This is a genomic window from Kitasatospora sp. NPDC101447, assembly GCF_044767225.1.
In the GTDB taxonomy this organism is placed as follows: domain Bacteria; phylum Actinomycetota; class Actinomycetes; order Streptomycetales; family Streptomycetaceae; genus Kitasatospora.
The window spans coordinates 188,307-213,154 of sequence record NZ_JBIWNL010000012.1 but is presented as its reverse complement, the minus strand read 5'-3'; the positions used below and the strand labels follow the sequence as shown (position 1 = coordinate 213,154).

General features: G+C 70.3%; 25 protein-coding genes. 19 read left to right on the top strand and 6 right to left on the bottom strand.

Features of this window, described 5'->3' with window-relative positions; translation table 11 throughout:
- Positions 1-57: 57 nt before the first annotated feature.
- The gene (locus ACIRST_RS19665) at positions 58-1,680 is read right to left on the bottom strand and encodes a transporter (RefSeq protein WP_402803219.1); all 1,623 of its coding nucleotides are present in this window, start codon (positions 1,678-1,680) and stop codon (positions 58-60) included.
- The gene (locus ACIRST_RS19660; protein ID WP_402803218.1) at positions 1,677-2,543 is read right to left on the bottom strand and encodes an ABC transporter ATP-binding protein; all 867 of its coding nucleotides are present in this window, start codon (positions 2,541-2,543) and stop codon (positions 1,677-1,679) included. The genes ACIRST_RS19665 and ACIRST_RS19660 overlap by 4 nt, the downstream gene beginning before the upstream one ends.
- Before the next feature lie 244 nt (positions 2,544-2,787).
- On the opposite strand from ACIRST_RS19660, the gene ACIRST_RS19655 reads away from it, so the two are divergent.
- The 7 genes from ACIRST_RS19655 to ACIRST_RS19625 all read left to right on the top strand — a co-directional run bounded on the left by ACIRST_RS19655 (position 2,788) and on the right by ACIRST_RS19625 (position 9,833).
- Positions 2,788-3,384 carry a DUF1707 and DUF4190 domain-containing protein gene (locus tag ACIRST_RS19655; RefSeq protein WP_402803217.1) on the top strand — a complete coding sequence of 199 codons (597 nt, stop codon included), beginning with the start codon at positions 2,788-2,790 and terminating at the stop codon, positions 3,382-3,384.
- 410 nt (positions 3,385-3,794) lie between these two features.
- Complete coding sequence (rpsL, locus tag ACIRST_RS19650) at positions 3,795-4,166, top strand: 30S ribosomal protein S12 (protein WP_014144289.1); 372 nt, start codon at positions 3,795-3,797, stop codon at positions 4,164-4,166.
- 2 nt (positions 4,167-4,168) lie between these two features.
- Positions 4,169-4,639: a 30S ribosomal protein S7 gene (gene rpsG / locus ACIRST_RS19645; RefSeq protein ID WP_148644378.1), complete on the top strand. Its 471-nt coding sequence runs from the start codon at positions 4,169-4,171 to the stop codon at positions 4,637-4,639.
- Positions 4,640-4,678: 39 nt separating this feature from the next.
- Positions 4,679-6,784: an elongation factor G gene (gene fusA, locus ACIRST_RS19640; protein WP_350519894.1), complete on the top strand. Its 2,106-nt coding sequence runs from the start codon at positions 4,679-4,681 to the stop codon at positions 6,782-6,784.
- 220 nt (positions 6,785-7,004) lie between these two features.
- Entirely contained in the window at positions 7,005-8,198 is a 1,194-nt protein-coding gene (gene tuf / locus ACIRST_RS19635) for an elongation factor Tu (RefSeq protein ID WP_350519895.1), read from the top strand.
- A gap of 190 nt (positions 8,199-8,388) precedes the next feature.
- The gene (locus tag ACIRST_RS19630) at positions 8,389-9,351 is read left to right on the top strand and encodes a glycosyltransferase family 2 protein (RefSeq protein WP_350519896.1); all 963 of its coding nucleotides are present in this window, start codon (positions 8,389-8,391) and stop codon (positions 9,349-9,351) included.
- Entirely contained in the window at positions 9,348-9,833 is a 486-nt protein-coding gene (locus tag ACIRST_RS19625) for a GtrA family protein (RefSeq protein ID WP_350519897.1), read from the top strand. Before ACIRST_RS19630 ends, ACIRST_RS19625 begins: the two co-directional genes overlap by 4 nt.
- On the opposite strand, the gene ACIRST_RS19620 is transcribed toward ACIRST_RS19625, so the two are convergent.
- Positions 9,820-11,388, bottom strand: coding sequence for a DUF2142 domain-containing protein (locus tag ACIRST_RS19620; protein ID WP_402803216.1), 1,569 nt, complete (start codon positions 11,386-11,388; stop codon positions 9,820-9,822). The two genes, ACIRST_RS19625 and ACIRST_RS19620, sit on opposite strands and share 14 nt — an antisense overlap.
- A gap of 101 nt (positions 11,389-11,489) precedes the next feature.
- On the opposite strand from ACIRST_RS19620, the gene ACIRST_RS19615 reads away from it, so the two are divergent.
- Positions 11,490-11,927 (top strand): GtrA family protein, encoded by a 438-nt coding sequence (locus ACIRST_RS19615; protein ID WP_350519899.1) that lies wholly within the window; start codon positions 11,490-11,492, stop codon positions 11,925-11,927.
- A 61-nt stretch (positions 11,928-11,988) separates the two neighbouring features.
- On the opposite strand, the gene rfbC is transcribed toward ACIRST_RS19615, so the two are convergent.
- On the bottom strand, positions 11,989-12,594 hold the full coding sequence (rfbC, locus tag ACIRST_RS19610; protein WP_350519900.1) for a dTDP-4-dehydrorhamnose 3,5-epimerase: 606 nt from the start codon (positions 12,592-12,594) through the stop codon (positions 11,989-11,991).
- Positions 12,591-13,466 carry a glucose-1-phosphate thymidylyltransferase RfbA gene (rfbA, locus tag ACIRST_RS19605; RefSeq protein WP_350519901.1) on the bottom strand — a complete coding sequence of 292 codons (876 nt, stop codon included), beginning with the start codon at positions 13,464-13,466 and terminating at the stop codon, positions 12,591-12,593. The genes rfbC and rfbA overlap by 4 nt, the downstream gene beginning before the upstream one ends.
- An 83-nt stretch (positions 13,467-13,549) precedes the next feature.
- Between rfbA and rfbB the strand changes: the two genes are divergently transcribed.
- From rfbB to ACIRST_RS19565, 8 genes are all read left to right on the top strand, one after another.
- Positions 13,550-14,527 carry a dTDP-glucose 4,6-dehydratase gene (rfbB, locus tag ACIRST_RS19600; RefSeq protein ID WP_402803215.1) on the top strand — a complete coding sequence of 326 codons (978 nt, stop codon included), beginning with the start codon at positions 13,550-13,552 and terminating at the stop codon, positions 14,525-14,527.
- Positions 14,524-15,438: a dTDP-4-dehydrorhamnose reductase gene (rfbD, locus tag ACIRST_RS19595; RefSeq protein ID WP_402803214.1), complete on the top strand. Its 915-nt coding sequence runs from the start codon at positions 14,524-14,526 to the stop codon at positions 15,436-15,438. Before rfbB ends, rfbD begins: the two co-directional genes overlap by 4 nt.
- Positions 15,435-16,754 (top strand): hypothetical protein, encoded by a 1,320-nt coding sequence (locus ACIRST_RS19590; protein ID WP_396549179.1) that lies wholly within the window; start codon positions 15,435-15,437, stop codon positions 16,752-16,754. The genes rfbD and ACIRST_RS19590 overlap by 4 nt, the downstream gene beginning before the upstream one ends.
- A 109-nt stretch (positions 16,755-16,863) precedes the next feature.
- Positions 16,864-17,256: a DUF2304 domain-containing protein gene (locus ACIRST_RS19585; RefSeq protein WP_360254645.1), complete on the top strand. Its 393-nt coding sequence runs from the start codon at positions 16,864-16,866 to the stop codon at positions 17,254-17,256.
- The gene (locus ACIRST_RS19580; RefSeq protein WP_350519906.1) at positions 17,253-18,032 is read left to right on the top strand and encodes a glycosyltransferase family 2 protein; all 780 of its coding nucleotides are present in this window, start codon (positions 17,253-17,255) and stop codon (positions 18,030-18,032) included. Before ACIRST_RS19585 ends, ACIRST_RS19580 begins: the two co-directional genes overlap by 4 nt.
- Positions 18,033-18,039: 7 nt before the next feature.
- Positions 18,040-18,933, top strand: coding sequence for a glycosyltransferase family 2 protein (locus ACIRST_RS19575; protein ID WP_402803213.1), 894 nt, complete (start codon positions 18,040-18,042; stop codon positions 18,931-18,933).
- Between the two features lie 48 nt (positions 18,934-18,981).
- Entirely contained in the window at positions 18,982-19,671 is a 690-nt protein-coding gene (locus ACIRST_RS19570; RefSeq protein WP_350519908.1) for a glycosyltransferase family 2 protein, read from the top strand.
- Complete coding sequence (locus ACIRST_RS19565) at positions 19,668-20,039, top strand: DUF2304 domain-containing protein (RefSeq protein ID WP_350519909.1); 372 nt, start codon at positions 19,668-19,670, stop codon at positions 20,037-20,039. Before ACIRST_RS19570 ends, ACIRST_RS19565 begins: the two co-directional genes overlap by 4 nt.
- A gap of 83 nt (positions 20,040-20,122) precedes the next feature.
- On the opposite strand, the gene ACIRST_RS19560 is transcribed toward ACIRST_RS19565, so the two are convergent.
- Positions 20,123-21,334: an acyltransferase family protein gene (locus ACIRST_RS19560; RefSeq protein WP_402803212.1), complete on the bottom strand. Its 1,212-nt coding sequence runs from the start codon at positions 21,332-21,334 to the stop codon at positions 20,123-20,125.
- 334 nt (positions 21,335-21,668) lie between these two features.
- On the opposite strand from ACIRST_RS19560, the gene ACIRST_RS19555 reads away from it, so the two are divergent.
- The 3 genes from ACIRST_RS19555 (at position 21,669) to rplC (ending at position 24,848) form a co-directional block, all read left to right on the top strand.
- On the top strand, positions 21,669-23,483 hold the full coding sequence (locus tag ACIRST_RS19555; protein WP_350519911.1) for a hypothetical protein: 1,815 nt from the start codon (positions 21,669-21,671) through the stop codon (positions 23,481-23,483).
- Between the two features lie 394 nt (positions 23,484-23,877).
- Complete coding sequence (rpsJ, locus tag ACIRST_RS19550; protein WP_012785157.1) at positions 23,878-24,186, top strand: 30S ribosomal protein S10; 309 nt, start codon at positions 23,878-23,880, stop codon at positions 24,184-24,186.
- A gap of 14 nt (positions 24,187-24,200) precedes the next feature.
- Positions 24,201-24,848 carry a 50S ribosomal protein L3 gene (rplC, locus tag ACIRST_RS19545; RefSeq protein ID WP_207810335.1) on the top strand — a complete coding sequence of 216 codons (648 nt, stop codon included), beginning with the start codon at positions 24,201-24,203 and terminating at the stop codon, positions 24,846-24,848.

Genomic DNA, 24,848 nt, shown 5'->3' with positions numbered 1-24,848 from the left:
GAGGACCGGGAGCGGACGGCGGGGCGGCAACGAGCGGGGGCGCCGATGGTGGTGCGGCTAGCGCTCGACGGCCGTGGCCAGGATCTCCGGGGCGCGCTCCAGCAGCCGGGTGGCCGCCATCCGCACACCGAGGACGGCGATCAGCGCGCCGTAGAGCGGGCCGATCAGCAGGACCGGCCAGCTCGGCCCGTCCGAGATCAGCGCCCAGCCGAGGTAGCCGCCCACCGGCAGGCCGAGCAGGGCGACGCCGATCATCGAGCCGAAGGAGTTGAGCATCACCAGCCCGCTCTGGCCCGGGGCGGCGTTGCGCATCGGGTTGCTGTCGGCGGGCATGCTGTACGGCACCAGCACGCTGAACATCGCGCCGAGCGCCACCCCGCAGCCGAGCAGCGCGAGCGCGAGGCCGACTGCGGCGGGCAGCTCCGCCCACGTGCCGGTGACGGCCGCCAGCACCAGGCCGAGCACCAGCGTCACCGGGATCGCGTACGACAGCACCGCGTACGCCCGGCCGCGCAGCTCGTCCCGGGCGTCGGCCGGGGTGCGCAGGGTGGCGGCGACCATCCAGAACGCCGAGCCGTCCATGCCGAACAGGTTGAGCATCTGCAGCCCGAGGAACGTCCCCGTCATCGCCAGCAGGTAGACGCTCGCCCAGCCCTGGACCATCGACAGCACACAGATCACCACCGTCATGCCGATGCTGGTGAACACCGCGGCCTTGGCACGCGGTTCGCGCCAGGCGTACCGCAGGTGGCGCTGCATCACCGCGCCGGTCCGGCCCCCGGGCAGGAAGCCCCAGCCGCGCGAGCGCTGCACCCCGCGGGCCACCTCCAGGGTGGAGGAGTCGGCGGTGACCATCAGCTCCTGCAGGCTGCTGCGCCACCAGCGCAGCAGCAGCGCCACCAGCACGCCGGCCGCGGCGAGCTGCAGCAGCGCGAGCCCGTACCGGCCCTCGGCGGCGGTGCGCGGCGCGTCCGCGGCGCTGATCGGCGGGATCCAGCGCAGGACGGAGGCGATCGGCTTCAGCGGGCTCAGGTCGATGTCGCCGCCGGGGCGGCCGAAGATGCTCTGCGAACCGACGTTGGCGGTCTGGATCAGCAGGGCGAAGGCCAGCCCGCCGAAGACCGCGAAGTCCTTGCCCCGGCGGCTGGAGAGCATCCGGGCGTTGCCGGCCGCGACCGCCCGGGAGAGCGTGACCAGGCCGAGCAGTGCGAGCGGCACGCCGACCACGGCGACCGCGGCGGAGGCCCCGCCGCCGGCGCCGGCCAGCACCGCGCCGGTCACCAGCACCAGGTTGATCAGTGGTCCGGGCCCGATCAGCGCGGCCAGCAGCGAGCCGCGCAGCAGCGGACCGGGCCGCAGCGGCAGCATGGTGAGCCGGGTCGGGTCGGCGCTCTCGTCGCTGGAGAACAGGAACAGCGGCAGCGCCGCCCAGCCCAGGGTCAGCACGCCGAGCAGCATCACCCCGGCGTCCCCGGAGCCCGCGAACCGCCCGTTCAGCGCGGCCATGGCGACGGCGATGCCGGCCGCGAAGGCCAGGCCCACGACGCCGCCGAGCACGTAGACGGTTGTCCTGCCGGGGCTGCGCCGCAGCCCGTTGCGCAGCAGTCGCAGCTTGAGCGCCACCAGGGCGCGGACCACCGTCCGCCCGTCCGGCACCGCGCCGGGCACGGCCGCAGTCACTGCGCGCCCCCGAGCTGTCCGCCGTCGAGCTGTCCGCCGTCCAACTGCCCGCTGCCGAACTGCCCGCCGCCGAGCCAGCCGAGGGCCTGCCCGTCGTCCTCGCGGACACCGATCAGGTCGAGGAAGGCCTCGTGCAGGCTGCGCCCGCCGCGGACGGAGTCCAGCGGGCCGTGGGCGATGACCCGGCCCGCGTTGACCACCGCGACCCAGTCGCAGAGCTGCTCGACCAGCTCCATCACGTGGCTGGAGAAGACGACCGTGGAGCCGGCCGCCGCGTACCGCTTGAGCACACCGCGGATGGTCTGGGCGGAGACCGGGTCGACGCCCTCGAAGGGCTCGTCCAGGAACAGCACGTCGGGGTTGTGCAGCAGCGCGGCGGCCAGGCCGATCTTCTTGCGCATGCCGGTGGAGTAGTCGGCGACCAGCTTGTCGGCGTCCCGGCCGAGGTCCAGGACGGCCAGCAGCTCCTCGGCCCGGCGGTCGACCTCGGCGCCGGGCAGGCCGCGCAGGCGCCCGGTGTACTGCAGCAGTTCGCGCCCGCTGAGCCGCTCGAACATCCGCAGGCCCTCGGGCAGGATGCCGATCCGTGCCTTGACCAGGACCGGGTCGGCCCAGACGTCGGCGCCGTGCACCAGGACGGTGCCCTGGTCGGGCCGCAGCAGCCCGGTGACCATCGACAGCGTCGTGGTCTTGCCGGCGCCGTTCGGGCCGACCAGGCCGATGAACGAGCCCGCCGGCAGTTCCAGGCTCAGCCCGGCCACGGCGGCCTGGGCGCCGAAGTGCTTCCACAGCCCTCGGATGCTGACGGCGGACGGGGCGTCCGGTCGGGGGAGGTCGGAGGGAGGTGGTGCTGACGCCTGCATCGCTGCCTTCTCTGCTCGTGGTCGGCGGAACTGCTCTCCGGCTCAGCCTGTCACTGCACGAACGGGCTGTCGCCCGAGTTGAGGATCCCCTGAGCGTGTCCGCCGAACGGGTGAGGCACGCCGTGCGGAACGCCTTTCCCGACCTTGTCGGTCCGATTTGGCAACTACTCAGTTCGCCTGTTCGTCCTGCACTATGAGGAGCAGTGAGGGTGCGCGGGGGAACCGCGGTACCGGGAGGTGGCGGATGTCCGTTCAACCGTGGGGCGAACCCGGTCCCGCCTACAAGCACGGCCACGAGCCGGGCCACGGCCACGGCCACCGGCCGGTCGTCGGCTGGCAGCCCGCGCCGATTCCGGCCCAGGCTCCTGTCCCCGCTCCGTCCCCGCAGGCCGGGATGCGGGCCGGCCACGCGGACCGCGACCGGACGGTCGACGTGCTGAAGGCCGCCTTCGCCGAGGGCCGGCTCTCCGTCCAGGAGTACGAGCAGCGTCACGAGGCCGCCGTCGAGGCGCAGACCTACGGGCAGCTGGCCGCGCTGGTGGCGGACCTGCCCGCCGGCCCGATGACGGCCCCCGCCGGCCCGCCGGTCCCGGCCACCTTCCTGCCCGCCGCGCCCCCGCCGGCCCGCCAGACCAACGTGCTGGCGGTGGTCTCGGTGGTGTGCGGCCTGAGCGGTTTCCTGGCGCTGCCGGCGGTGGGTGCGGTGATCACCGGGCACATCGCCCGGGCCCAGATCCGCGAGCGCAACATGGACGGCGACTGGGCGGCCGTCCTCGGCCTGGTCCTCGGCTACATGGGCAGCGCCTTCTGGGCGCTGCTGATCCTGGTGGGCATCGCCTAGGCCGCGCGGCGGCGCTCCGCTGGCGGGCGGCCGACGACTGTGGTAGAGCGGGTGAAGACGGCCCGACACCGGGCGGTCACGTGCGGGACACCCGCGTGACGCCCGGCCGAAGGCGACGACCTGCGGCGTTGCATTTGTTTTGACCGCGCCCCATGCGCTAGGTACGCTCTGACCTTGTGCCTGGGGTGTCCCCGGGTCCTTGTGCGTGCATGCACACCGGTCGCCGCGCCGAGCCGGAGCGCTTTCCAGCGCCCCGCGCGTAGAGCGCCGTCGCTGTACATCAGCCATGGGATTCCGTGTCGGAAAAGCCCAACACACCCGACCGCGTGGGTCGACCACGGGGCCGGTTGCGAGGGAAGACACCGCAGGTTAGTTCCACCAAGCCTTGGCACACAGAAAACGGAGAAACGGTGCCTACGATCCAGCAGCTGGTCCGAAAGGGCCGGCAGGACAAGGTCGAGAAGAACAAGACTCCCGCGCTGAAGGGCTCCCCGCAGCGCCGTGGGGTCTGCACGCGTGTGTACACGACCACCCCGAAGAAGCCGAACTCGGCGCTTCGTAAGGTCGCCCGTGTGCGCCTCACCAGCGGGATCGAGGTCACCGCTTACATCCCGGGCGAGGGCCACAACCTGCAGGAGCACTCCATCGTGCTGGTGCGCGGTGGTCGTGTGAAGGACCTTCCTGGTGTCCGCTACAAGATCATCCGCGGTTCGCTCGACACCCAGGGTGTCAAGAACCGCAAGCAGGCCCGCAGCCGCTACGGCGCCAAGAAGGAGAAGTAAGAATGCCTCGTAAGGGCCCCGCCCCGAAGCGCCCGGTCATCATCGACCCGGTTTACGGCTCCCCGGTCGTCACCCAGCTGGTCAACAAGATCCTGCTGCACGGCAAGCGCTCCACCGCCGAGCGGATCGTCTACGGCGCCCTTGAGGGCGTCCGTGAGAAGACCGGCTCCGACCCGGTCGTCGCGCTGAAGCGCGCGCTGGAGAACGTCAAGCCGGCCCTTGAGGTCAAGTCCCGCCGTGTCGGTGGCGCGACCTACCAGGTTCCGGTCGAGGTCCGTCCGGGCCGCGCCAGCACCCTGGCGCTGCGCTGGATGGTCGGTTACTCCCGCGCCCGTCGCGAGAAGACCATGACCGAGCGCCTGATGAACGAGATCCTCGACGCCAGCAACGGCCTGGGCGCTTCCGTGAAGCGTCGCGAGGACACCCACAAGATGGCCGAGTCCAACAAGGCCTTCGCGCACTACCGCTGGTAGTCCGTACCCCGTCACTAGACAGAGAGAGAACGAGCCACCATGGCTGCAACCTCCCTTGACCTCGCCAGGGTCCGCAACATCGGGATCATGGCGCACATCGACGCGGGCAAGACCACCACCACCGAGCGGATCCTGTTCTACACCGGTGTCTCGTACAAGATCGGTGAGGTCCACGATGGCGCTGCCACCATGGACTGGATGGAGCAGGAGCAGGAGCGCGGCATCACGATCACGTCGGCCGCGACGACCTGTCACTGGACGGTCGACGACGTCGACAACACCATCAACATCATCGACACCCCGGGTCACGTCGACTTCACCGTCGAGGTGGAGCGTTCGCTGCGCGTCCTCGACGGTGCCGTGACGGTGTTCGACGGTGTCGCCGGTGTCGAGCCCCAGTCCGAGACCGTGTGGCGGCAGGCTGACCGCTACGGCGTCCCGCGCATCTGCTTCATCAACAAGCTGGACCGCACGGGCGCGAACTTCTTCTTCTGCGTGCAGACCATCGTGGACCGCCTCGGCGCCACCCCGCTGGTCATGCAGCTCCCGATCGGTGCCGAGTCGGACTTCCAGGGCGTCGTCGACCTGGTCCGCATGAAGGCGCTGGTCTGGTCCGCCGAGGCCGCCAAGGGCGAGATGTACGACGTCGTCGACATCCCGGCCGAGCTGCAGGAGCAGGCTGACGAGTACCGCGAGACGCTGATCGACACCGTCTCGAACATCAGCGACGAGATCATGGAGCTCGCCCTTGAGGGCGAGGAGATCCCGGTCGAGCTGCTGCAGGACGCGATCCGCAAGGGCACCCTGAACTCGGACTTCACCCCGATCTTCTGCGGTACCGCCTTCAAGAACAAGGGCGTTCAGCCCCTGCTCGACGCGGTCGTCAAGTACCTGCCGTCCCCGCTGGACATCGAGTCCATCGAGGGCACCAAGCCGAACGACCCGGAGACCAAGATCTCCCGCAAGGCGTCGGACGACGAGCCGCTGTCCGCGCTGGCGTTCAAGATCATGTCCGACCCGCACCTGGGCAAGCTCACCTTCGTCCGGATCTACTCCGGCCGCCTGGAGTCCGGCACCTCGGTGCTGAACGCCGTCAAGGGCAAGAAGGAGCGCATCGGCAAGATCTACCGCATGCACGCGAACAAGCGTGAGGAGATCGAGTCGGTGGGCGCCGGCGACATCGTCGCCGTCATGGGCCTGAAGCAGACCACCACCGGTGAGACGCTGGCCGACGAGAAGAACCCGGTCATCCTGGAGTCCATGGACTTCCCGGCCCCGGTCATCCGCGTCGCCATCGAGCCCAAGTCCAAGGGTGACCAGGAGAAGCTGGGTGTCGCCATCCAGCGTCTCGCCGAGGAGGACCCGTCCTTCCAGGTCAACACGGACGAGGAGACCGGCCAGACCATCATCGCGGGTATGGGCGAGCTGCACCTTGAGGTGCTGGTCGACCGTATGAAGCGTGAGTTCAAGGTCGAGGCCAACGTCGGCAAGCCGCAGGTCGCCTACCGCGAGACGATCCGTTCGGCCGTCGAGCGCATCGACTACACGCACAAGAAGCAGACCGGTGGTTCGGGCCAGTTCGCGAAGATCCAGATCGCGATCGAGCCGCTTGAGCAGGCCGAGGGCTACGAGTTCGTGAACAAGGTCACCGGTGGCCGCGTGCCGAAGGAGTACATCCCTTCGGTCGACGCCGGTTGCCAGGAGGCCATGGAGTTCGGTGTGCTCGCCGGCTACCCGCTGCAGGGTGTCCGCGTCACGCTGCTCGACGGTGCGTCGCACGACGTCGACTCCTCGGAGCTCGCGTTCAAGATCGCCGGCTCGATGGCCTTCAAGGAAGGCGCGAAGAAGGCCAAGCCGGTCCTTCTTGAGCCGATGATGGCCGTCGAGGTCACCACGCCCGAGGACTACATGGGCGACGTGATCGGCGACATCAACTCTCGCCGTGGCCAGATCCGGTCCATGGACGAGCGTCACGGTGCCCGCGTCGTCACGGCGCTGGTGCCCCTCTCCGAGATGTTCGGCTACGTCGGTGACCTGCGCAGCAAGACCTCTGGTCGCGCCAGCTACTCGATGCAGTTCGACTCGTACGCCGAGGTCCCCAAGGCCGTGGCTGAGGAGATCATCGCCAAGTCCAAGGGCGAGTGAGTCCGGCTCTGCCGGCCTCGGGATCAGTCCGACATTCGGGATGATTTCGACCCCTTAGGCTATGAGGAGGCGACCCGGGAGGATCCGGACGGATCCTCCCGGGGCCTCCGGCCCCCACCCGCGGGACGGTACGAGGTGCTTCCGGCACCGCGGACCAAGCCCGATACAAGACCAACTGACGTCAGCACGGCGTACAGGATCTGTCCTCAGGAGGACTGCAGTGGCGAAGGCGAAGTTCGAGCGGACGAAGCCCCACGTCAACATCGGCACCATCGGTCACATCGACCACGGTAAGACGACCCTTACCGCGGCCATCACCAAGGTGCTGCACGACGCGTACCCGGAGATCAACCCCTTCACGCCGTTCGACCAGATCGACAAGGCGCCGGAGGAGCGGCAGCGCGGTATCACCATCTCGATCGCGCACGTCGAGTACCAGACCGAGGCGCGTCACTACGCCCACGTCGACTGCCCGGGTCACGCGGACTACATCAAGAACATGATCACCGGTGCGGCCCAGATGGACGGTGCGATCCTCGTCGTCGCCGCCACCGACGGCCCGATGCCGCAGACCAAGGAGCACGTCCTCCTGGCCCGCCAGGTCGGCGTTCCGTACATCGTCGTCGCCCTGAACAAGGCCGACATGGTGGACGACGAGGAGATCCTGGAGCTCGTCGAGCTTGAGGTCCGTGAGCTCCTCTCCGAGTACGAGTTCCCGGGCGACGACCTGCCGGTCGTCCGCGTCTCCGCGCTGAAGGCGCTGGAGGGCGACAAGGAGTGGGGCGAGAAGCTCCTCGGCCTCATGCACGCCGTCGACGAGAGCATCCCGACCCCGGCCCGCGCCGTGGACCAGCCGTTCCTGATGCCGATCGAGGACGTCTTCACGATCACCGGTCGTGGCACCGTCGTCACCGGTCGTATCGAGCGTGGCATCCTCAAGGTCAACGAGACTGTCGACATCATCGGCATCAAGGAGACCAAGACCACCACCACGGTCACCGGCATCGAGATGTTCCGCAAGCTGCTCGACGAGGGCCAGGCCGGTGAGAACGTCGGTCTGCTCCTCCGTGGCATCAAGCGCGAGGACGTCGAGCGCGGCCAGGTCATCATCAAGCCGGGTTCGGTCACGCCGCACACCGACTTCGAGGCCCAGTCCTACATCCTGTCGAAGGACGAGGGTGGCCGCCACACCCCGTTCTTCAACAACTACCGCCCGCAGTTCTACTTCCGTACCACGGACGTGACCGGCGTCGTGACCCTCCCCGAGGGCACCGAGATGGTCATGCCGGGCGACAACACCGCCATGACGGTTCAGCTGATCCAGCCGATCGCCATGGAGGAGGGCCTGAAGTTCGCCATCCGTGAGGGTGGCCGCACCGTCGGCGCCGGCCAGGTCACCAAGATCATCAAGTAATTGACGATCTGACCTGCCTGCCCCGTACAGGCGAGTCCGAAGGGCCCCGCGCACCGCACGGTGCGCGGGGCCCTTCGGCGTCTCACGGGGCGCTCACCGGAGCGCGCCTCCTTTCACCGGCCGCTCATCGCAGACTGTTATGGTCGGGCCACCAACCAGCCCCGCCGTCGCGGAAAGTGGGATCCAACGCATGTCAACGGCACCGCTGTTGTCGGTCGTGATGCCGATCTACAACGAGCAGGAGGCGCTCCCGCTGACCGTCGAGCGGCTGCGGCCGATCCTCGACGGGCTCGACGTGGCCTACGAGGTGGTCGGCGTCGACGACGGCAGCACCGACGCGACGCCGGTGCTGATGCAGAAGATCCACCAGGACTGGCCGGAGTTCCGCATCGTCCGCTTCGCCCGCAACTCCGGGCACCAGGCCGCCCTCACCGCCGGCCTCCACCGCGCCTTCGGCGACTACGTCGTCTCCATCGACGCCGACCTCCAGGACCCGCCGGAGAAGATCCCGGAGATGCTGGAGCTCGCCCGCGAGGAGAGCCTCGACATCGTCTACGGCGTCCGCGGCGACCGCGGCACCGACACCTCCTTCAAGCGGCGCACCGCCGGGGCGTACTACTGGCTGATGCGCAAGCTGGTCGGCAAGCGGATGCCCAACCAGGCCGGCGACTTCCGGCTGCTCAGCCGGGCCGCGGTGAATGCGCTGAAGGCGATGCCCGAGCACCAGCCGGTCTACCGGCTGCTGGTGCCGTGGCTGGGCTTCCCCAGCGGCGAGGTGGTCTACGTGCGCGAGGAGCGGGTCGCGGGCAGCACCCACTACCCGCTGTCCAAGATGGTCCGACTGGCGCTGGACAGCATCACCAACTTCTCCGCGGCCCCGCTGCGGCTCGCCACCTGGCTCGGGCTGTTCAGCTTCCTGGTCTGCATCGCGCTGGCGCTCTACACCACGGTCGCGTACGCGGTCGGCTCCACCGTGCCCGGCTGGTCCTCGCTCTTCATAGGGATGCTGTTCATCGGCGCCGTCCAGCTGGTCTGCGTCGGACTGCTCGGCGAGTACGTCGGCCGGATCTACTCCGCGGTCCAGGCGCGGCCCGCCTACTTCATCGGCTACGACTCGGCCGAGGAGCCGGACCGGTACGGTACGGGCGAGTGAACGAGATCCTCTCCGCCGACCGGGGCGAGCACGACGGGCCGAACGACCGCGACGGGCACGACCACCGCGACGGGCCGCGCACCGAGCCGCCGGCGGTCCGTCGGCAGCTGCCGTCGTTCCTGGTCATCGGGGTGCTGAGCACCCTGTTCTACCTGGCGCTGTTCGTCGCCCTGCGGCTGGTCGCCTCGTCGCAGGTGGCCAACCTGGTCGCGCTGGCCGTCAGCGCGGTGGCCAACACCGCGGCCAACCGCCGCTTCACCTTCGGCATCACCGGTTCGGACGGCGCGGTGCGCCACCAGCTCCAGGGCGCGGTCGCGTTCCTGATCGGCCTCGGCCTCAGCAGCGGTGTCCTCGCGCTGCTCGACGCGGCGGTGCCGCACGCCTCCCGGGTGGTGGAGGTGACCGGGCTCGTGGTGGCGAACGGTCTCGCCACCGTGGCCCGGTTCGTCCTCCTCAAACTGTGGGTCTTCAGGAAGCGCTGACCGCGGCGGTCCGCTCCTGCCGCCCGGCGCGGCCGCCGGTGCTCGTCCACGCCCAGTACCCGAGCACCACGCAGCCGGCCACGGCGGTCAGCAGCGCGGTCGCCGAGCCCGCCGGCGGGTGCCAGGTGCCGGCCAGCGGGTTGAGCGGGGTGTAGTCCACCGAGGTGCCGAGCCCCGCCTGCCAGCGGATCATGGTGTACCCGAGGAAGGCCAGCTGCAGCGGCAGCACCAGCAGCGCGATCATCCGGACCAGCGAGGCCGACCGGGCCCCGTCGAGCACGTCCCGGCGTCCGAGGACGAAGGCCGCGATCAGCGGGACCCCGACGGCGACCGGCAGCATGTACCGGCCCTGGCCGGCGAAGCCGACCTTGTGCGCCGCTATCGCGTCCGAGAGCGTGATCACCGCGAACGGGGCGAGGAAGAAGGCGAGCACCCGCCAGCGGTCGCTCCACGCGCCGAAGGCGAGCGCGGGCAGCACCAGGCAGCCGATGGCCAGGTACCAGAGGTAGTAGGCGGTGCCGGGCAGGTGCGTGTCGAGCCACGACGGGACGCCGATCACCTCGGTGAAGTAGTCGGGCCAGCGGACGATCACCTCGTGCCGGATCGCCTTGGGCACCGTGATGCCGGGCGGCACCTGGACGGGCATCATCTCCGAGGCCTTCATGACCACGGTCCACAGCGCCCCCGCGGCGCCGGCGGCGAACAGCGTCCCGGCCGCCCACCAGGCCGGCCGGAAGCGCAGCAGCTCCTTCACCCGCTCCCGCTTGGCCGGGATCAGCATGATCCCGAGGACCGCCGCGCACCAGAGCGGACCGAGCGCGCGGACCGTCATGAGCACCGATCCGGCGATCGCGATCTGCACCATGGCCGCGCGCCGCAGCGGCTGCTCCGGGTCCAGCATGGTCGGGATGAGGGCCGCGACCAGGGCCACGCCGGCCGCGATCTCGATGCCGTTGGGGTTGATCGAGCCCGCCAGGTGCGCGGTGATCGGGGTCACCGCGACCAGCAGCCCGGCCGCCGCGATCCGGTGCCTGGTCCAGGCGACCAGGCTGTGCGCGGCGGAGGCGAGCAGCGCCGACACCAGGGCGGCGCTGACCAGCCGGGCCAGGGTGAGGCCCAGCCAGTTCGGCCAGAGGGCCATCGGCCAGCCGACGAGCGCGTAGTAGACCGGGTTGTACCGGCCGGCCCGGGTGCCCACCCGCTCGATCTGCTGGTCCGCGCCGCCGGGCGCCTTGGCGCAGGCCACCGACTTGGTGGGGTCGAACCACCAGCAGTTGTCCCGGACGATCGAGGCCGGCACGTGCTGGAAGGCACCGGTGCCGCCGCCGGCCGCCTCGGGCTTGGGCGCGAACTCGCCCCGGGCCACCCCGACCGCGCGGACGATGTGCTCCCGCTCGTCCGGGCTCGCGTCGTACGGCGAGGCGAGCGCCCAGCCCGCGCAGACGAGGAAGAACCCGATGAACGCGGTCCACCAGGTCCGCCGGAACAGCAGGCGGCCCGGTCGGCCGGAGCTGTCGCCGGCCCTGCTCGCGGCGGCCGGGGGAGGGGAGGTCACGGCGGGGGGGTATGAGGACACGCGACCAAGATAACGGGTGGCCGATTTCGGTCGGACCGGGCGGCTGTGTGCCCGCCCGGCGTTGCACTTACGATTCCCCCGTGACTCAACTGGAATCGCCCTCGGAAGTGTCCGGATCCACCGCGAAGGGCCGGATCGCCGGACTTCTGGGCCATAGCGCGGTGCGGTTCCTGGCCGCCGGCGTCACCAGCACCACGGTCGACATGGGCCTGCTGTACCTCCTGCACGGCGTGCTCGGCCTGCCGCTGGCGGTGTCCACCCTCGTCGCCGTGCTGGCCGGCTTCACGACGAACTTCGTGCTGAACCGGATCTGGGCCTTCGAGAGCTCCTCGCCGGTCGGCAAGCAGACCGCCCGCTACATGGTGATGGCGGGCGGCAACTGGGTCGGCACCGTGCTGCTGGTCGGCGGCTTCGTGAAGCTGGGCCTCTTCTACCTGCTGGCCCGTGCGCTCGCGCTGGTCATCCTCTCGGTCGTGAACTACTTCGGCTACAAGTACTGGGTGTTCCGGGACAAGTGACGGAAGGACGAAGGCCCGGCCGGAGGGATCCGGCCGGGCCTTCGTGCGTCCTCGCGGGACCTCAGTCCTGCTGGGTGCGCAGGCTCTCGGTGAACGCCTTGCAGGTCTCGTACGTCGGCAGCAGGCCGGAGGAGATCGCCTCCGCCAGCGACGGCGCGGCCTCGTCCCGGGCCGACAGCAGCGGCTCCTCGGCCGGCCACTCGATGCCCAGGTCGGGGTCGAGCGGGTGGACCGAGTGCTCGCCGGTCGGGTTGTACGTCTCGGAGCAGAGGTACGAGAGCGTGGCGTCGTCGCTCAGCGCGCAGAAGCCGTGACCGAGGCCCTCCGGGATGTAGACCGCGCGGCGCTCCACGTCGTCGAGCCGCACGCCCTCCCAGCGGCCGAAGGTCGGCGAGCCGACCCGCAGGTCCACGATGACGTCGAGCACGGCGCCGCGCACGCAGGTCACGTACTTGGCCTGGCCGGGCGGCACGTCGGCGAAGTGGATGCCGCGCACGACGCCGCGCGAGGAGACCGACAGGTTGGCCTGCGCCAGCCGCAGCGGGTGGCCGACGACCTCGGCGAGGCGGTCGAAGCGGTACCACTCGGTGAACATGCCGCGCGGGTCGCCGTGCAGCTGAGGGGTGATCTCGATCAGGCCCTCGATGCTCAGTTCGCGGAACTTCACCGGGCGTTCTCCTCGTCCAGCAGGGCCAGCAGGTACTGTCCGTAACCGCTCTTCAGCAGCGGCTCGGCGAGCTCGCGCAGCTGCTCGGAGCTGATCAGGCCGGCCCGCCAGACGGCCTCCTCGATGCAGCCGATCTTGAAGCCCTGGCGCTCCTCGATGACCCGGACGAACTCCGAGGCCTGCACCATCGAGACGAAGGTGCCGGTGTCCAGCCAGGCGGTGCCGCGGTCCAGGATCGTGACGTTCAGCTCACCCTTGCGCAGGTAGGCGTCGTTGACCGCGGTGATCTCCAGCTCGCCGCGCGCGCTGGGCTTCAGGCCGCGGGCGATCTCCACGACCTGGTTGTCGTAGAAGTAGAGACCGGGGACGGCGTAGCGGGACTTCGGCTTCTCGGGCTTCTCCTCGATGGAGATCGCCTGGCCGTGCTCGTCGAACTCGACCACGCCGTACGCGGTCGGGTCGGCCACCGGGTAGGCGAAGACCCGGCCACCGGGGGCGTCGGTGTGCTCGGCGAGCCGGGTGCCGAGGCCGCTGCCGTGGAAGATGTTGTCGCCGAGGATGAGGGCGACGGACTCGTCGCCGATGAAGTCCGCGCCGAGCACGAAGGCCTGGGCGATGCCCTCGGGCTTCTCCTGGACGGCGTACTCCAGCTTGAGGCCGAGCTGCGAGCCGTCGCCCAGCAGGCGTTCGAACTGCTCGCGGTCGGCCGGGGTGGTGATGATCAGGATCTCGCTGATGCCCGCCATCACCAGGGTGGACAGCGGGTAGTAGATCATCGGCTTGTCGAAGACCGGGAGCAGCTGCTTCGACACCGCCCGGGTGAGTGGCCACAGGCGCGAGCCGGTCCCGCCGGCCAGGAGGATTCCACGCATGCGAGCAGCTTAAGTGAGAGTCGGACGGGCCCTGTCCTGGGCCGTTCGAGGGGGCCGATCGGCGACGGTAGACTACGCGCATTATGCGCATCCTCGTGACCGGCGGCGCCGGATTCATCGGTTCGGAGTTCGTCCGTCAGCTCCTCGGAGCGGACGAGAGCGCCCGGATCACCGTCTTTGACAAGCTCACCTACTCGGGCGTCCTGGAGAACCTGGCCCCGGTGGCCGACCACCAGGGCTACACCTTCGTCCAGGGCGACATCTGCGACGCGGACGCCGTCGACCAGGTCATGCCGGGCCACGACGTGGTGGTGCACTTCGCCGCCGAGTCGCACGTGGACCGCTCGATCGCCGGCGCGGGCCCGTTCGTGCTGACCAACGTCGTGGGCACCCAGGTCCTGCTGGACGCCGCCCGCAAGCACGGGGTCGGCCGCTTCGTGCACATCTCCACCGACGAGGTGTACGGCTCGATCAGCGAGGGCTCCTGGACCGAGACCTGGCCGCTGGTGCCGAACTCCCCGTACTCGGCCTCCAAGGCCTCCTCCGACCTGCTGGCGCTGGCGTACCACCGCACCCACGGCATGGACGTCGTGGTGACCCGCTGCTCCAACAACTACGGGCACTACCAGTTCCCGGAGAAGGTCATCCCGCTGTTCACCACCAACCTGATCGACGGCAAGAAGGTGCCGTTGTACGGGAACGGTGGCAACGTCCGCGACTGGCTGCACGTCTCGGACCACTGCCGCGGCATCGAGCTGGTCATGCGCGGCGGCCGCGCCGGCGAGGTCTACAACATCGGCGGCGGCACCGAGGCCACCAACAAGGAGCTGACCGGTCTTCTGCTGGAGGCCGCCGGCGCCGGCTGGGACATGGTCGAGTACGTCGAGGACCGCAAGGGCCACGACCTGCGCTACTCGATCGACATCAGCAAGATCCGCGAGGAGCTCGGCTACGAGCCGCAGGTCCGCTTCGAGGACGGCCTCGCCGCGACCATCGCCTGGTACCGCGAGAACCGCGCCTGGTGGGAGCCGCTGAAGCAGAAGGCGGCCCTGGCCAAGTGACCGCGAACGCCGCCGGGCCCGTGCGCTGGCTGGTCACCGGCGCGGCCGGGATGCTCGGGCAGGACCTGCTGTCGGTGCTGGCCGCCGACCCGACCGCCGAGATCACCGCGCTGCGCCGGGCGGACCTCGACATCACCGACGCGGCGGCCGTACTGGCCGCCGTCGAGGGCCACGACATCGTGGTCAACTGCGCAGCGTGGACGGACGTCGACGGTGCGGAGACCGAGGAGGAGGCCGCCACCGCCGTCAACGGCACCGGCGTGCGCCACCTCGCCGCGGCCTGCGCCAAGACCGGCGCCCGGCTGCTGCACGTCTCCACCGACTACGTCCTGCCGGGCGACGCCACCGAGCCCTGCCCGGAGGACGCCCCGACCGCACCGGTCAACGCCTACGGCCGCAGCAAGCTGGTGGGGGAGCAGGCCGTCGCCGAGCTGCTCCCCGAGCACGGCTACGTCGTGCGCACCGCCTGGCTGTACGGCGAGCACGGCCCGAACTTCGTGGCCACCATGCTCAAGCTGGCCGCCCAGCGGGACACCCTGGACGTGGTCGACGACCAGCACGGCCAGCCCACCTGGTCGTACGCGCTCGCCGTCCGCCTGGTCGAGCTCGGCCGGGCCGCGCTCGGCGGGTGGGCCCCGGCCGGGGTCTACCACGGCACCGCGAGCGGCCGGACCACCTGGTTCGGGCTGGCCCGCGAGACCTACGCGCTGAGCGGGCTCGACCCGGAGCGGATCCGGCCGACCACCTCGGAGGCGTTCGTCCGCCCGGCCGTCCGCCCCGCCTTCAGCGTGCTGGGCCACGACCGCTGGGCCGCCGCCGGGCTGGCGCCGCTGCCGGAGTGGCGGGCCATGCTGGCCGACGCCCTGGAGCGCCCGGCCTTCCGGGCGCTGCGCACCGCGGCGGAGCGGTGAGCGGCGTGCTCGGCCGACTGACGCGCGCGCTGCCGCCGGGACTGCTGGCGGTCGGCGTCGGGACGGTCACCCTCGGGGGCGCCTCGTACGTGCACCTCGGGGTGGCCGGGCACGCGCTCGACCGCCAGGCGATCGCCGATGTCAACGTCCTGTGGACGATCGCCATGGCGTTCGCCCTCGGACTGTTCTTCCCGGTCGAGCAGGAGCTGACCCGGGTGATCGCCGCCCGCGCCGCCCGGGGCGAGGGCGCGGCCCCGGTGCTGCGCAAGGCGACCGTGCTGACCGGCGGGCTGCTGCTGGTCGTGCTCGCCGCGCTGGGGGCGTTCTCCCGCCCGCTCGCGGACACCTTCTTCCACGGCGACCGGAGCCTGGTGGTGGCCCTGGCCGCCGCCTTCGTCGGCCCGGCCGCCTGCTACCTGACCCGCGGGGTGCTGGCCGGTCTCGGACACTTCGGTGCGTACGGCCTCCAGCTCGGCCTGGACGGCGTCCTGCGGATCGCCCTCTCGGTCGGCCTGCTGGTGGCCGGTGTGCACTCGGCGCTCGCGTACAGCCTGGTCCTGGCCGTTTCCCCGGTGCTGGCCATGCTCGTCAGCCTGCCGCGGACGCTGCGGATCGCCCTGCCCGGTCCGGCCATCGGCTGGCGGGAGCTGTGCAGCGGCCTGGGCCTGCTGACCGTCTCCTTCCTGCTGGCGCAGTTCGTCGCCAACGCGGCGGTGCTCAGCATCAAGGTGCTGGCGCCCTCGCAGGCCGTCCTGGTCGGTGCGATCACCGGCGCGATGGTGCTCAGCCGGGTCCCGCTGTTCGTCTTCGGCGCGCTGCAGGCCTCGCTGATGTCGGGGCTGTCGACGGCCGCGTCGACCGGCGACCGGGTCGGCTTCCGCAAGCTCCTCACCAAGACCTGCGGCATCGTGACGGCCCTCGGGGTCCTCGGCGGGGTGCCCGCCGTGGTCCTGGGGCCATGGATGATTCACGTCGCGTTCAACGCGGACCGGCATGCTCTGGGCCCGGTGGACTTCCTCTGGCTCTCGGTGGGCACGCTCGCCTACCTGCTCGCCACGGTGGTCGGCCAGGCCGTCATCGCCCGCGGCCACCACCGCCGGCAGCTGCTCGGGTGGGTGCTCGGCACCGCCGCGCTGCTGCTGATCACCTGCCTGCCGGGCGCCCCGGCGACCAGGGTCGAGGCCGCGTACACCGTCGGTCCGCTGGTGGTGCTCGTGGTCATGTTGCTGGCGCTGCGCGGCGACGGTAGCGTGCGCGGCGCCGGTACGGACACCGCGCAGGTCACGGTCTCTCCCGACGCGGTCTCCGCGAGCTGATCACGATGTCGTCAGCGCTCCCCCCGCGGCCGTCCCGCGGTACCGGAGCCCCTAGCATGTGCCCCATTCACCCCCATGCCTCACCGACGCGTGAAAGGCGAGACCCATCGTGCAGCTGAGTGTGCTGACTTCGATCACCGGCGTGCTGGTGCTCGTGTGGATCCTGGAGCTGCTGCGCCGCCAGCAGCTCCGGGAGAAGTACGCGGCCCTCTGGCTCGCCATCGGCGTGGTGATCGCCCCGCTGGGCTTCTTCCCGCGGCTGCTGGACTCGACCGCACGGCGGCTCGGGGTCGCCTCCGGCGTCAGCCTCGTGCTGTTCGCCGGCTTCGTGCTGGTCCTGCTGGTCTGCGTGCACCTCAGCTGGGAGACCAGCCGACTGGAGGCCGAGACCCGCACGCTGGCCGAGGACGTCGCGATGATGCGCGCCCACCTCGCCGAGCACCACGACTTCCCGATTGCCCGCTCGGGCAGCGACGTGAACGACCCCGAGGTGAAGGCATGATCGACGGCAAGCGGGTACTGATCATCCTCCCCGCCTGGAACGAGGCCGAGGGCCTGCCGAAGATCCTCCGCGAGATCCAGCAGAAGCTCCCCGGCGTGGACACCCTGGTCGTCGACGACGGCTCGACGGACAGCACCGCCGCCGTCGCCGCCGCCTGCGGCTCCCGGGTCGCGCAGCTGCCGTACAACCTCGGTGTCGGCGGCGCCATGCGCTTCGGCTACCGCTACGCGCACCTGCACGACTACGACGTCGCCATCCAGTGCGACGCCGACGGCCAGCACGACCCGGCCTACGTGCCCGCGCTGCTGGAGAAGCTCCGCGACGAGGCCGACCTGGTCATCGGCGCCCGCTTCGCCGGCGAGGGCTCGTACAAGGTGCGCGGCCCGCGCTCCTGGGCGATGAAGCTGCTCTCGGTGGTGCTGTCGCGGGTCGCCAAGACCCGCCTCACCGACACCACCTCGGGCTTCAAGGCCTGCAACAAGCCGATGATCGAGTTCTTCTCGCACTGGTACCCGGTCGAGTACCTGGGCGACACCATCGAGAGCATGGTGGGCGCCGCCCGCTGCGGCTTCGTCATCCGCCAGGTCCCGGTCGCGATGCGCGAGCGGACCACCGGCACGCCCTCCGCCTCCCCGATCAAGGCGACGATCTACCTGGCCCGGGCCGGCCTGGTGCTGCTGCTCGCCCTCATCCGCCGCATGCCGGCGAACGTGAAGGCGATCGAGCCCGCCACCCGCGCCGCCGCCCGCCGGCCCGAGCTCATTGGCAAGGTCTAGGTACCCGATGTCCCGTTTCGAGATCCTGATGCCGTACTACGGCGACGTCCGGCTGATGCAGGACGCGGTCCGTAGCGTGCTGGCCCAGGACGGCGACGACTGGCGCCTCACGGTCGTCGACGACGGCAAGGAGCCGGACGTCCCCGGCTGGTTCGAGTCCCTCGCGGACCCGCGGGTCCGGTACCTGCGCAACGAATCCAACCTCGGCGTCAGCGGCAACTTCAACCGCTGCGTCCAGCTCGCCGAGTACGACTACCTCGTGCTCATGGGCTGCGACGACCTGATGCACCCCAACTACGTGAAGGTGGTCCGGGACGCGCTGGAGCGCTTCCCGGAGGCGGGCATGGTCCAGCCCGGCGTGCTGGTCATCGGCGCCGACGGGAACCCGGTCGGCAGCCTCGCCGACACCGTCAAGCGCCGGCTGTACGCGCCGAAGGACCCGGGCCCGCTGCTGATGTCCGGCGAGCCGCTCGCGATGAGCCTGATGCGCGGCGACTGGCTGTACTTCCCGTCCGTGTGCTGGCGCACCAAGGACATGCAGGCGACGAGCTTCCGCGCGGACCTGGGCGTCATCCAGGACCTCGCGATCATCGTCGACCTGCTCCTCGCGGACGTCTCCCTGGCGGTCGTGCCCGAGGTGTGCTTCAGCTACCGGCGGCACGCCGTCAGCGAGTCCTCGGTCACCGCCTTCACGGGCAAGCGCTTCGAGGAGGCCCGCCGCTTCTTCCGGGAGACCGCGGACCGGCTGGACGGCCACGGCTGGCACCGGGCGGCCACCATCTCCCGCCGTTTCGTCTCCTCGCGGCTGCACGCGCTCAGCATGATCCCCGCGGCCGGCCGCAAGGCGGGCCTGCGGGGTGTCGGGGCGATGCTGAGCCATGTGGCCGGCCGCCGGGCCTGACCCGTGAGACCCCTCCAGCAATCCCGTCCCAGCGCCCAGGAAGCGACCATGTCCCAATACGACGACGTCTGGCTGGTGATCCCCGCCTACAACGAAGGCCAGGTGATCGCCGATGTGGTGGAGAACGCCCGCAAGACGTTCCCGAACATCGTCGTGGTCGACGACGGGAGCACCGACGGCTCGGCCGAGCACATCATGACCACGGGTGCCCACCTGGTGCGGCACCCGGTCAACCTCGGCCAGGGCGCCGCCCTGCAGACCGGGCTCTCCTACGCACTGCAGCAGCCCGGCGCCCAGTACTTCGCCACCTTCGACGCGGACGGCCAGCACCAGACGCACGACGTCGAGAAGATGGTCGCCGTGCTGCGCGACGGGACCGCGGACGTCGTCCTCGGCTCCCGCTTCATCGAGCAGTCCGAGCAGGTCCCGATGATCAAGCGCGTGGTGCTCCGCACGGCGGCCGCGGTCAGCCCGACCGCCCGCAAGCTGAAGCTCACCGACTCGCACAACGGGCTGCGCGTGATCAACCGCGAGGCGGCCTCCCAGCTGCGGATCACCATGAACGGGATGGCCCACGCCTCGGAGATCGTCGGCCTGCTGGCGAAGTCCTCGCTGCGTGTGGTGGAGGTCCCCGTGGACATCCTCTACACCGACTACTCACGCGCCAAGGGCCAGTCCCTGATCAACGGCGTCAACATCCTCTTCGACATCTCGCTCCGGGAGCGTGGCCGGCGATGAAGTACTTCTGGATCCAACTGGTGCTGGTGCTGGGCGCCGGCACCGCGGCGCTCATCTTCATCCGGCGCTGGGACCGGACCAACACCAGGGCCTGGAAGCGCATCGCCTTCGTGCTGTTCGTGCTCGCGAACATCTACGCGGTGCTGCGTCCGAACGACGTCACCTGGGTCGCGAACCGGTTCGGCGTCGGCCGCGGCACCGACCTGGTGCTGTACCTGATGGTCCTGGCGCTGGCCTTCCTGGCGCTCAACACCTACCTGCGCTTCCGCTCCCTGGAGAAGAAGCTCACCGACATGGCCCGCACCGTCGCCATCACCGAGGGCGCGCGGCTCAACCAGGAGCGCTTCGACGAGAAGGTCTCCGGCTAGCTCCCGGCGGTCCCCGGCGGACCGAACGGACCGGGCCCGGTACGCGCACTGCGTACCGGGCCCGGATCCGTTGCGGGGGCGGATCAGGTCGAGACCTGCGACAGGGGCCGGGCCGGCTCGGCGGCCGGCGGTTGCTCCTGCCGCGGCGGCTTGCGCAGGCCCAGGTCCTTCAGCTTCAGTGCGGGCTTCTCCACGGCGTACCAGGAGCAGAACGCCGCGGTGACCGAGAGCGCCACCGAGGCCGCCGTGTAGGCCCAGTAGCCGTGCTTGTTGACGCCCCAGAGGGCGAGGCACTGCTGGATCGGGAACGCGTAGATGTAGACCCCGTACGACAGGTCGACCCGGGTGCCGACCTTGGTCAGCGGGCCGGGCATCCGGCAGGCGAGCCAGATCAGCAGGTAGGCGAAGGCGGGCAGGCCGAACAGGGTGAAGCCGCCGAACCGCGCGGTGCCGAGGAAGACCACCGCGGCCAGCACGCCGGCCGGGTCGTTGATCGGCAGGCGCTTCTTGTACAGCTCGGCGAGCGCGCCGAGGCCGAACATGAAGGTCAGCGGGATGAACATGTCCAGGCTGATCGGGCCGAGGAACGGCAGCTGCCAGCCGGTGAGGCCGGTCGGCGCGTACTCGGGGGCCCGCAGCAGGTGGAAGCCGGACGCCAGGTGGACCAGGTAGCCGTACAGCCCGAGGATCATCAGGGCGACCGCCCAGCGCGCCCGCCGCAGCACGCCGACCGCGGCCAGCGAGACCACCAGCAGGTAGCAGAGCACCTCGTACGCCAGCGACCACACCGAGCCGTTGAAGGCGGTGGGGTGCGGCACGTGGTCGAGCAGCCCGGAGATCCCCCACTGGTTCACTCCGATCGACCAGTTGGCCTCCAGGTACGCCAGCGGGCCCTGCGGGTGCGACCAGAAGCCGGCCAGCCGACCCTGGTGGTACGCGACGACCGGGGCGACCACGAACGCCGTCAGCAGCAGGCAGGCCCAGAGGCCGGGGAGGATGCGGATCGCCCGGTTCCACAGGAAGCGGGCCGGGCTCAACCGCATGCCGCTGCGGGTGATCAGCAGCCCGGAGAGCACGAAGAAGCCGCTCACCGCGATCGCGCCGACGTTGGTCTGACCGCGGCTCTCCAGCAGCCCGAGGTCGGGCTTGCCGAGCCCGAGCGGCATCGCGTGGGCGAAGATCACGGCGAGGGCGAGGACGAGCCGCAGGAGGCCGAAGCCGTTCTTCCGTCCGAGGGCCTCGGCCAGGGGCGGACTGGCCGTCAGAACCGATCTCTTGCGTGCGGTGTGCGACATGGGCGGGGGACTCCGGGCCGGTGGTCTTGGGCGGACGAGGACTGAGCGCAGCTCACCCTATCCGCCGGGGTCCCGCTCCCCCCGGGGCGGGAAGGGGCCCGTGACGGCCCGGCGGCACGCCATGACACGCTCTTCGCGGTGCGATTACCATGAGTCCCGGCCCGGGCCCGGCACCGCCGAGGGCGATGATCGATCCGCCGGACGCCCACAGCACTTCAGGAGTTTCGGCCGACCTGTGCCGATCGGGCGCCCGGCCGCCGCCCGCAGAGCTCGCCCGCATCCGGCGAGTCGGTCCGACCCGCGGCAGTGTGCCGCTTCACGGAAGCGAAGAGACATGACGGATTTGGCCCCGGACGTCGTCGGCGGCCGTGCCAACGCACCCGACGACGAGGCGACCACGGCGTCCTCCGACGGATCGCCGAGCGGCCGCCGGGCCGACCGCTTCTCACGGTGGACCGAGAAGCGCTGGTTCCTCCCGTTGGCCGAGGCCGTGGTCAGCGTCGGCGTCGCGGTCGGCTTCATGCTGCTGTGCACCCACATCAGCGTCAACCCGACCACCAGGATCGGCCAGGTCAGCGGCCTCGCCAAGATCCAGCAGTACGCCGCCCTGCTCGGCATCCCCGTCCTCGCGGTGCTGCTGCTGCTCGCCTACCGCGGGACGCTGCGCTACTACCGGGTCGCCCAGCGACTGGCGTGCGCCGCCGTCGCGGGCCTGGGCACCGGCGTCGTGGCCGGCGGCATCGTGGTCGCCCTGCACGGCACCCCCTGGGGCCTCGGCGGCCAGGAGGGCGACCCCGGCAACCTCATGGGCATGGCCAACGACATGCTGCGCGGCCAGGGCCTGCCCGGGGTGTACCCCCCGCTGTTCCCCGCCCTGCTCGCCGTCTGGGCCAAGTTCTTCCACAACGGCATCGCCGGCGTGGGCCACGCGCTCAAGGACCTGCAGCTGATCCTCAGCGCGCTGGTCGGGCCGATGGCCTACCTCTCCTGGCGGATGCTGCTGCGCCCGTTCTGGGCGATGGCGGTCGCGGTGCCGACGTCGATCGTCTTCCTCGACCCGATCCGTCCGTACAGCCACGGCTCCATGCTGGTGCTGCTGCCGCTGCTGGCGGCCTGCTTCCGCGAGATCCGCCGGGCCGGCGAGCTGTCGACCCGCTCCGCGGTGCTGCGCGGCCTCGGCTTCGGTGCCGCGTTCGGCGTGATGTTCCTCTGGTACTCGGGCTGGTACCTCTGGGCGGCGCCGGGCTCGTTCATCCTCGTGCTGATGCTCTTCCCGTGGCGCCGCGGCCGGACGGCCCTCAAGCGCGCGCTGGTCTTCCTGGCGACCATGCTGGTCACCGCCGGCGTGATCGGCGCCCCGCTGCTGTACCAGCTGGCCCGCCTGGGCGCCTCCACGATGGACCGGTACGCCTACATCAACACCTACATCGACCCGGCCTACGTCATGGGCTGGGCGTCGGACCGCACCGGCGACCTGACCTACCACAACTGGCCGGGCAACGGTGACATCGCCGGGCAGACCGGCTTCGGCATCCTGCTGCTGGTCGCCCTGGGCATCGGCGTCGGCCTGGGCCTGCGCAACATGGTGGTCCGCACGGCGGGCTTCGTCCTCGCCGGCGCCTGGCTGCTGCGCTTCTGGTTCGCCTCCCACATGGAGCACAACCAGGCCGTCCAGCTGTACCCGCGGACGACCTGGATCATCCTCTACTGCCTGATGATCCTGGCGGTCATGGGCGTGATGCTGACCTACGAGCGCGGCTTCGGCTGGGTCCGCGACACGCTGCGCGAGGTGGCCCCGAGCCGGGCCGCGCGGATCTCGCCGCGGGTGATGTCGCAGCTGGCTGCCGGCCTGGTGTGCGCGCTCGCCCTGTTCGCCACCATGGGCGGCTCCTGGTCGGCGAACCGCTTCATGCCGTCCACCAACCCGGGCGTCGAGGACATGGGCCTGGACGCGCTGCGCGCCCACCTGCAGCAGCTCGACAACGGGGACTGCCCCAAGTACTCGCCGTACAAGGGCAAGCAGGCCTGCAACCCGGTCAACATGGACCTGGCCGAGTACACCTTCGGTCCGGACCAGGGCCACCTGTGGTGCGCCAACACGACCTCGAAGGACGTGGACGCCACCTGCGGGCGCCCGCCCAAGAACTGACCTGCGGGATCACCCCGTCGGGGCCGGTGAGGTACGCCTCACCGGCCCCGATTGGCATCCGTGCTGCTCCATGTGGCAGTATGTCCAAGTTGCTCGGTTGAGTTGCCGATGCTGCGCGCCTCCCGCCGGGAGGACTGGAAGCGAGTCCCATCTACTCGTCGTTCCCGTGATGGCCGTCAAGCGTGAGTTCTACGCCACGGCAGCTGCGGGGCGAAAGTACGGGAATCTTCCGGGAAGCGTGTGCGGGGCCTCGATCCGGCACCCCTCACCCCGAAAGTTCGAAACCGACGAAGTATTTCGCCGGTTTTTTGCAAGCGCGAAGGCGACACGCCCGAGCGCGGGGGTCGGAGGGGGAGTCGTGCAGTGACTAAGGACAAAGGACTACTGAGTAGCCATGGCGGGACAGAAGATCCGCATCCGGCTCAAGGCCTACGACCACGAGGTCATCGACTCCTCGGCGAAGAAGATCGTCGAGACGGTGATCCGTACTGGTGCGCAGGTCGCAGGCCCGGTGCCGCTGCCCACTGAGAAGAACGTGTACTGCGTCATCCGCTCGCCGCACAAGTACAAGGACTCGCGCGAGCACTTCGAGATGCGTACTCACAAGCGTCTGATCGACATCCTCGACCCCACGCCGAAGACGGTTGACTCGCTCATGCGTCTCGACCTGCCGGCGGGCGTCGACATCGAGATCAAGCTCTGAGAGGCGCACCGAAGATGGCTAAGCAGATTAAGGGCATCCTGGGCGAGAAGCTCGGCATGACCCAGGTCTGGGACGAGAACAACCGGGTTGTCCCGGTGACCGTCGTCAAGGCTGGGCCCAATGTCGTGACCCAGGTCCACACCGCCGACAGCCCGGCCGGCTACAGCGCCGTCCAGCTCGGCTTCGGCGAGATCGACCCCCGCAAGGTGAACAAGCCCCTCGCGGGCCACTTCGCCAAGGCCGGTGTCACCCCGCGCCGCCACCTGGTCGAGATCCGTACCTCGGACGCGTCCGAGTACACCCTGGGCCAGGAGATCACCGCCGAGCTGTTCGAGGCGGGTGTCAAGGTCGACGTGACCGGCACCTCCAAGGGCAAGGGCTTCGCCGGTGTCATGAAGCGTCACAACTTCAAGGGTCTCGGCGCCGGTCACGGCACCCAGCGCAAGCACCGTTCGCCCGGTTCCATCGGTGGCTGCGCCACCCCGGGCCGTGTGTTCAAGGGCCTGCGCATGGCTGGTCGGATGGGCCACGAGCGTGTGACCACCCAGAACCTGACCGTGCACGCGGTCGACGCGGAGAAGGGTCTGCTGCTCATCAAGGGCGCCGTCCCGGGCCCGAACGGCGGCCTCGTCCTCGTCCGCACCGCGGCGAAGGGGCTGTGA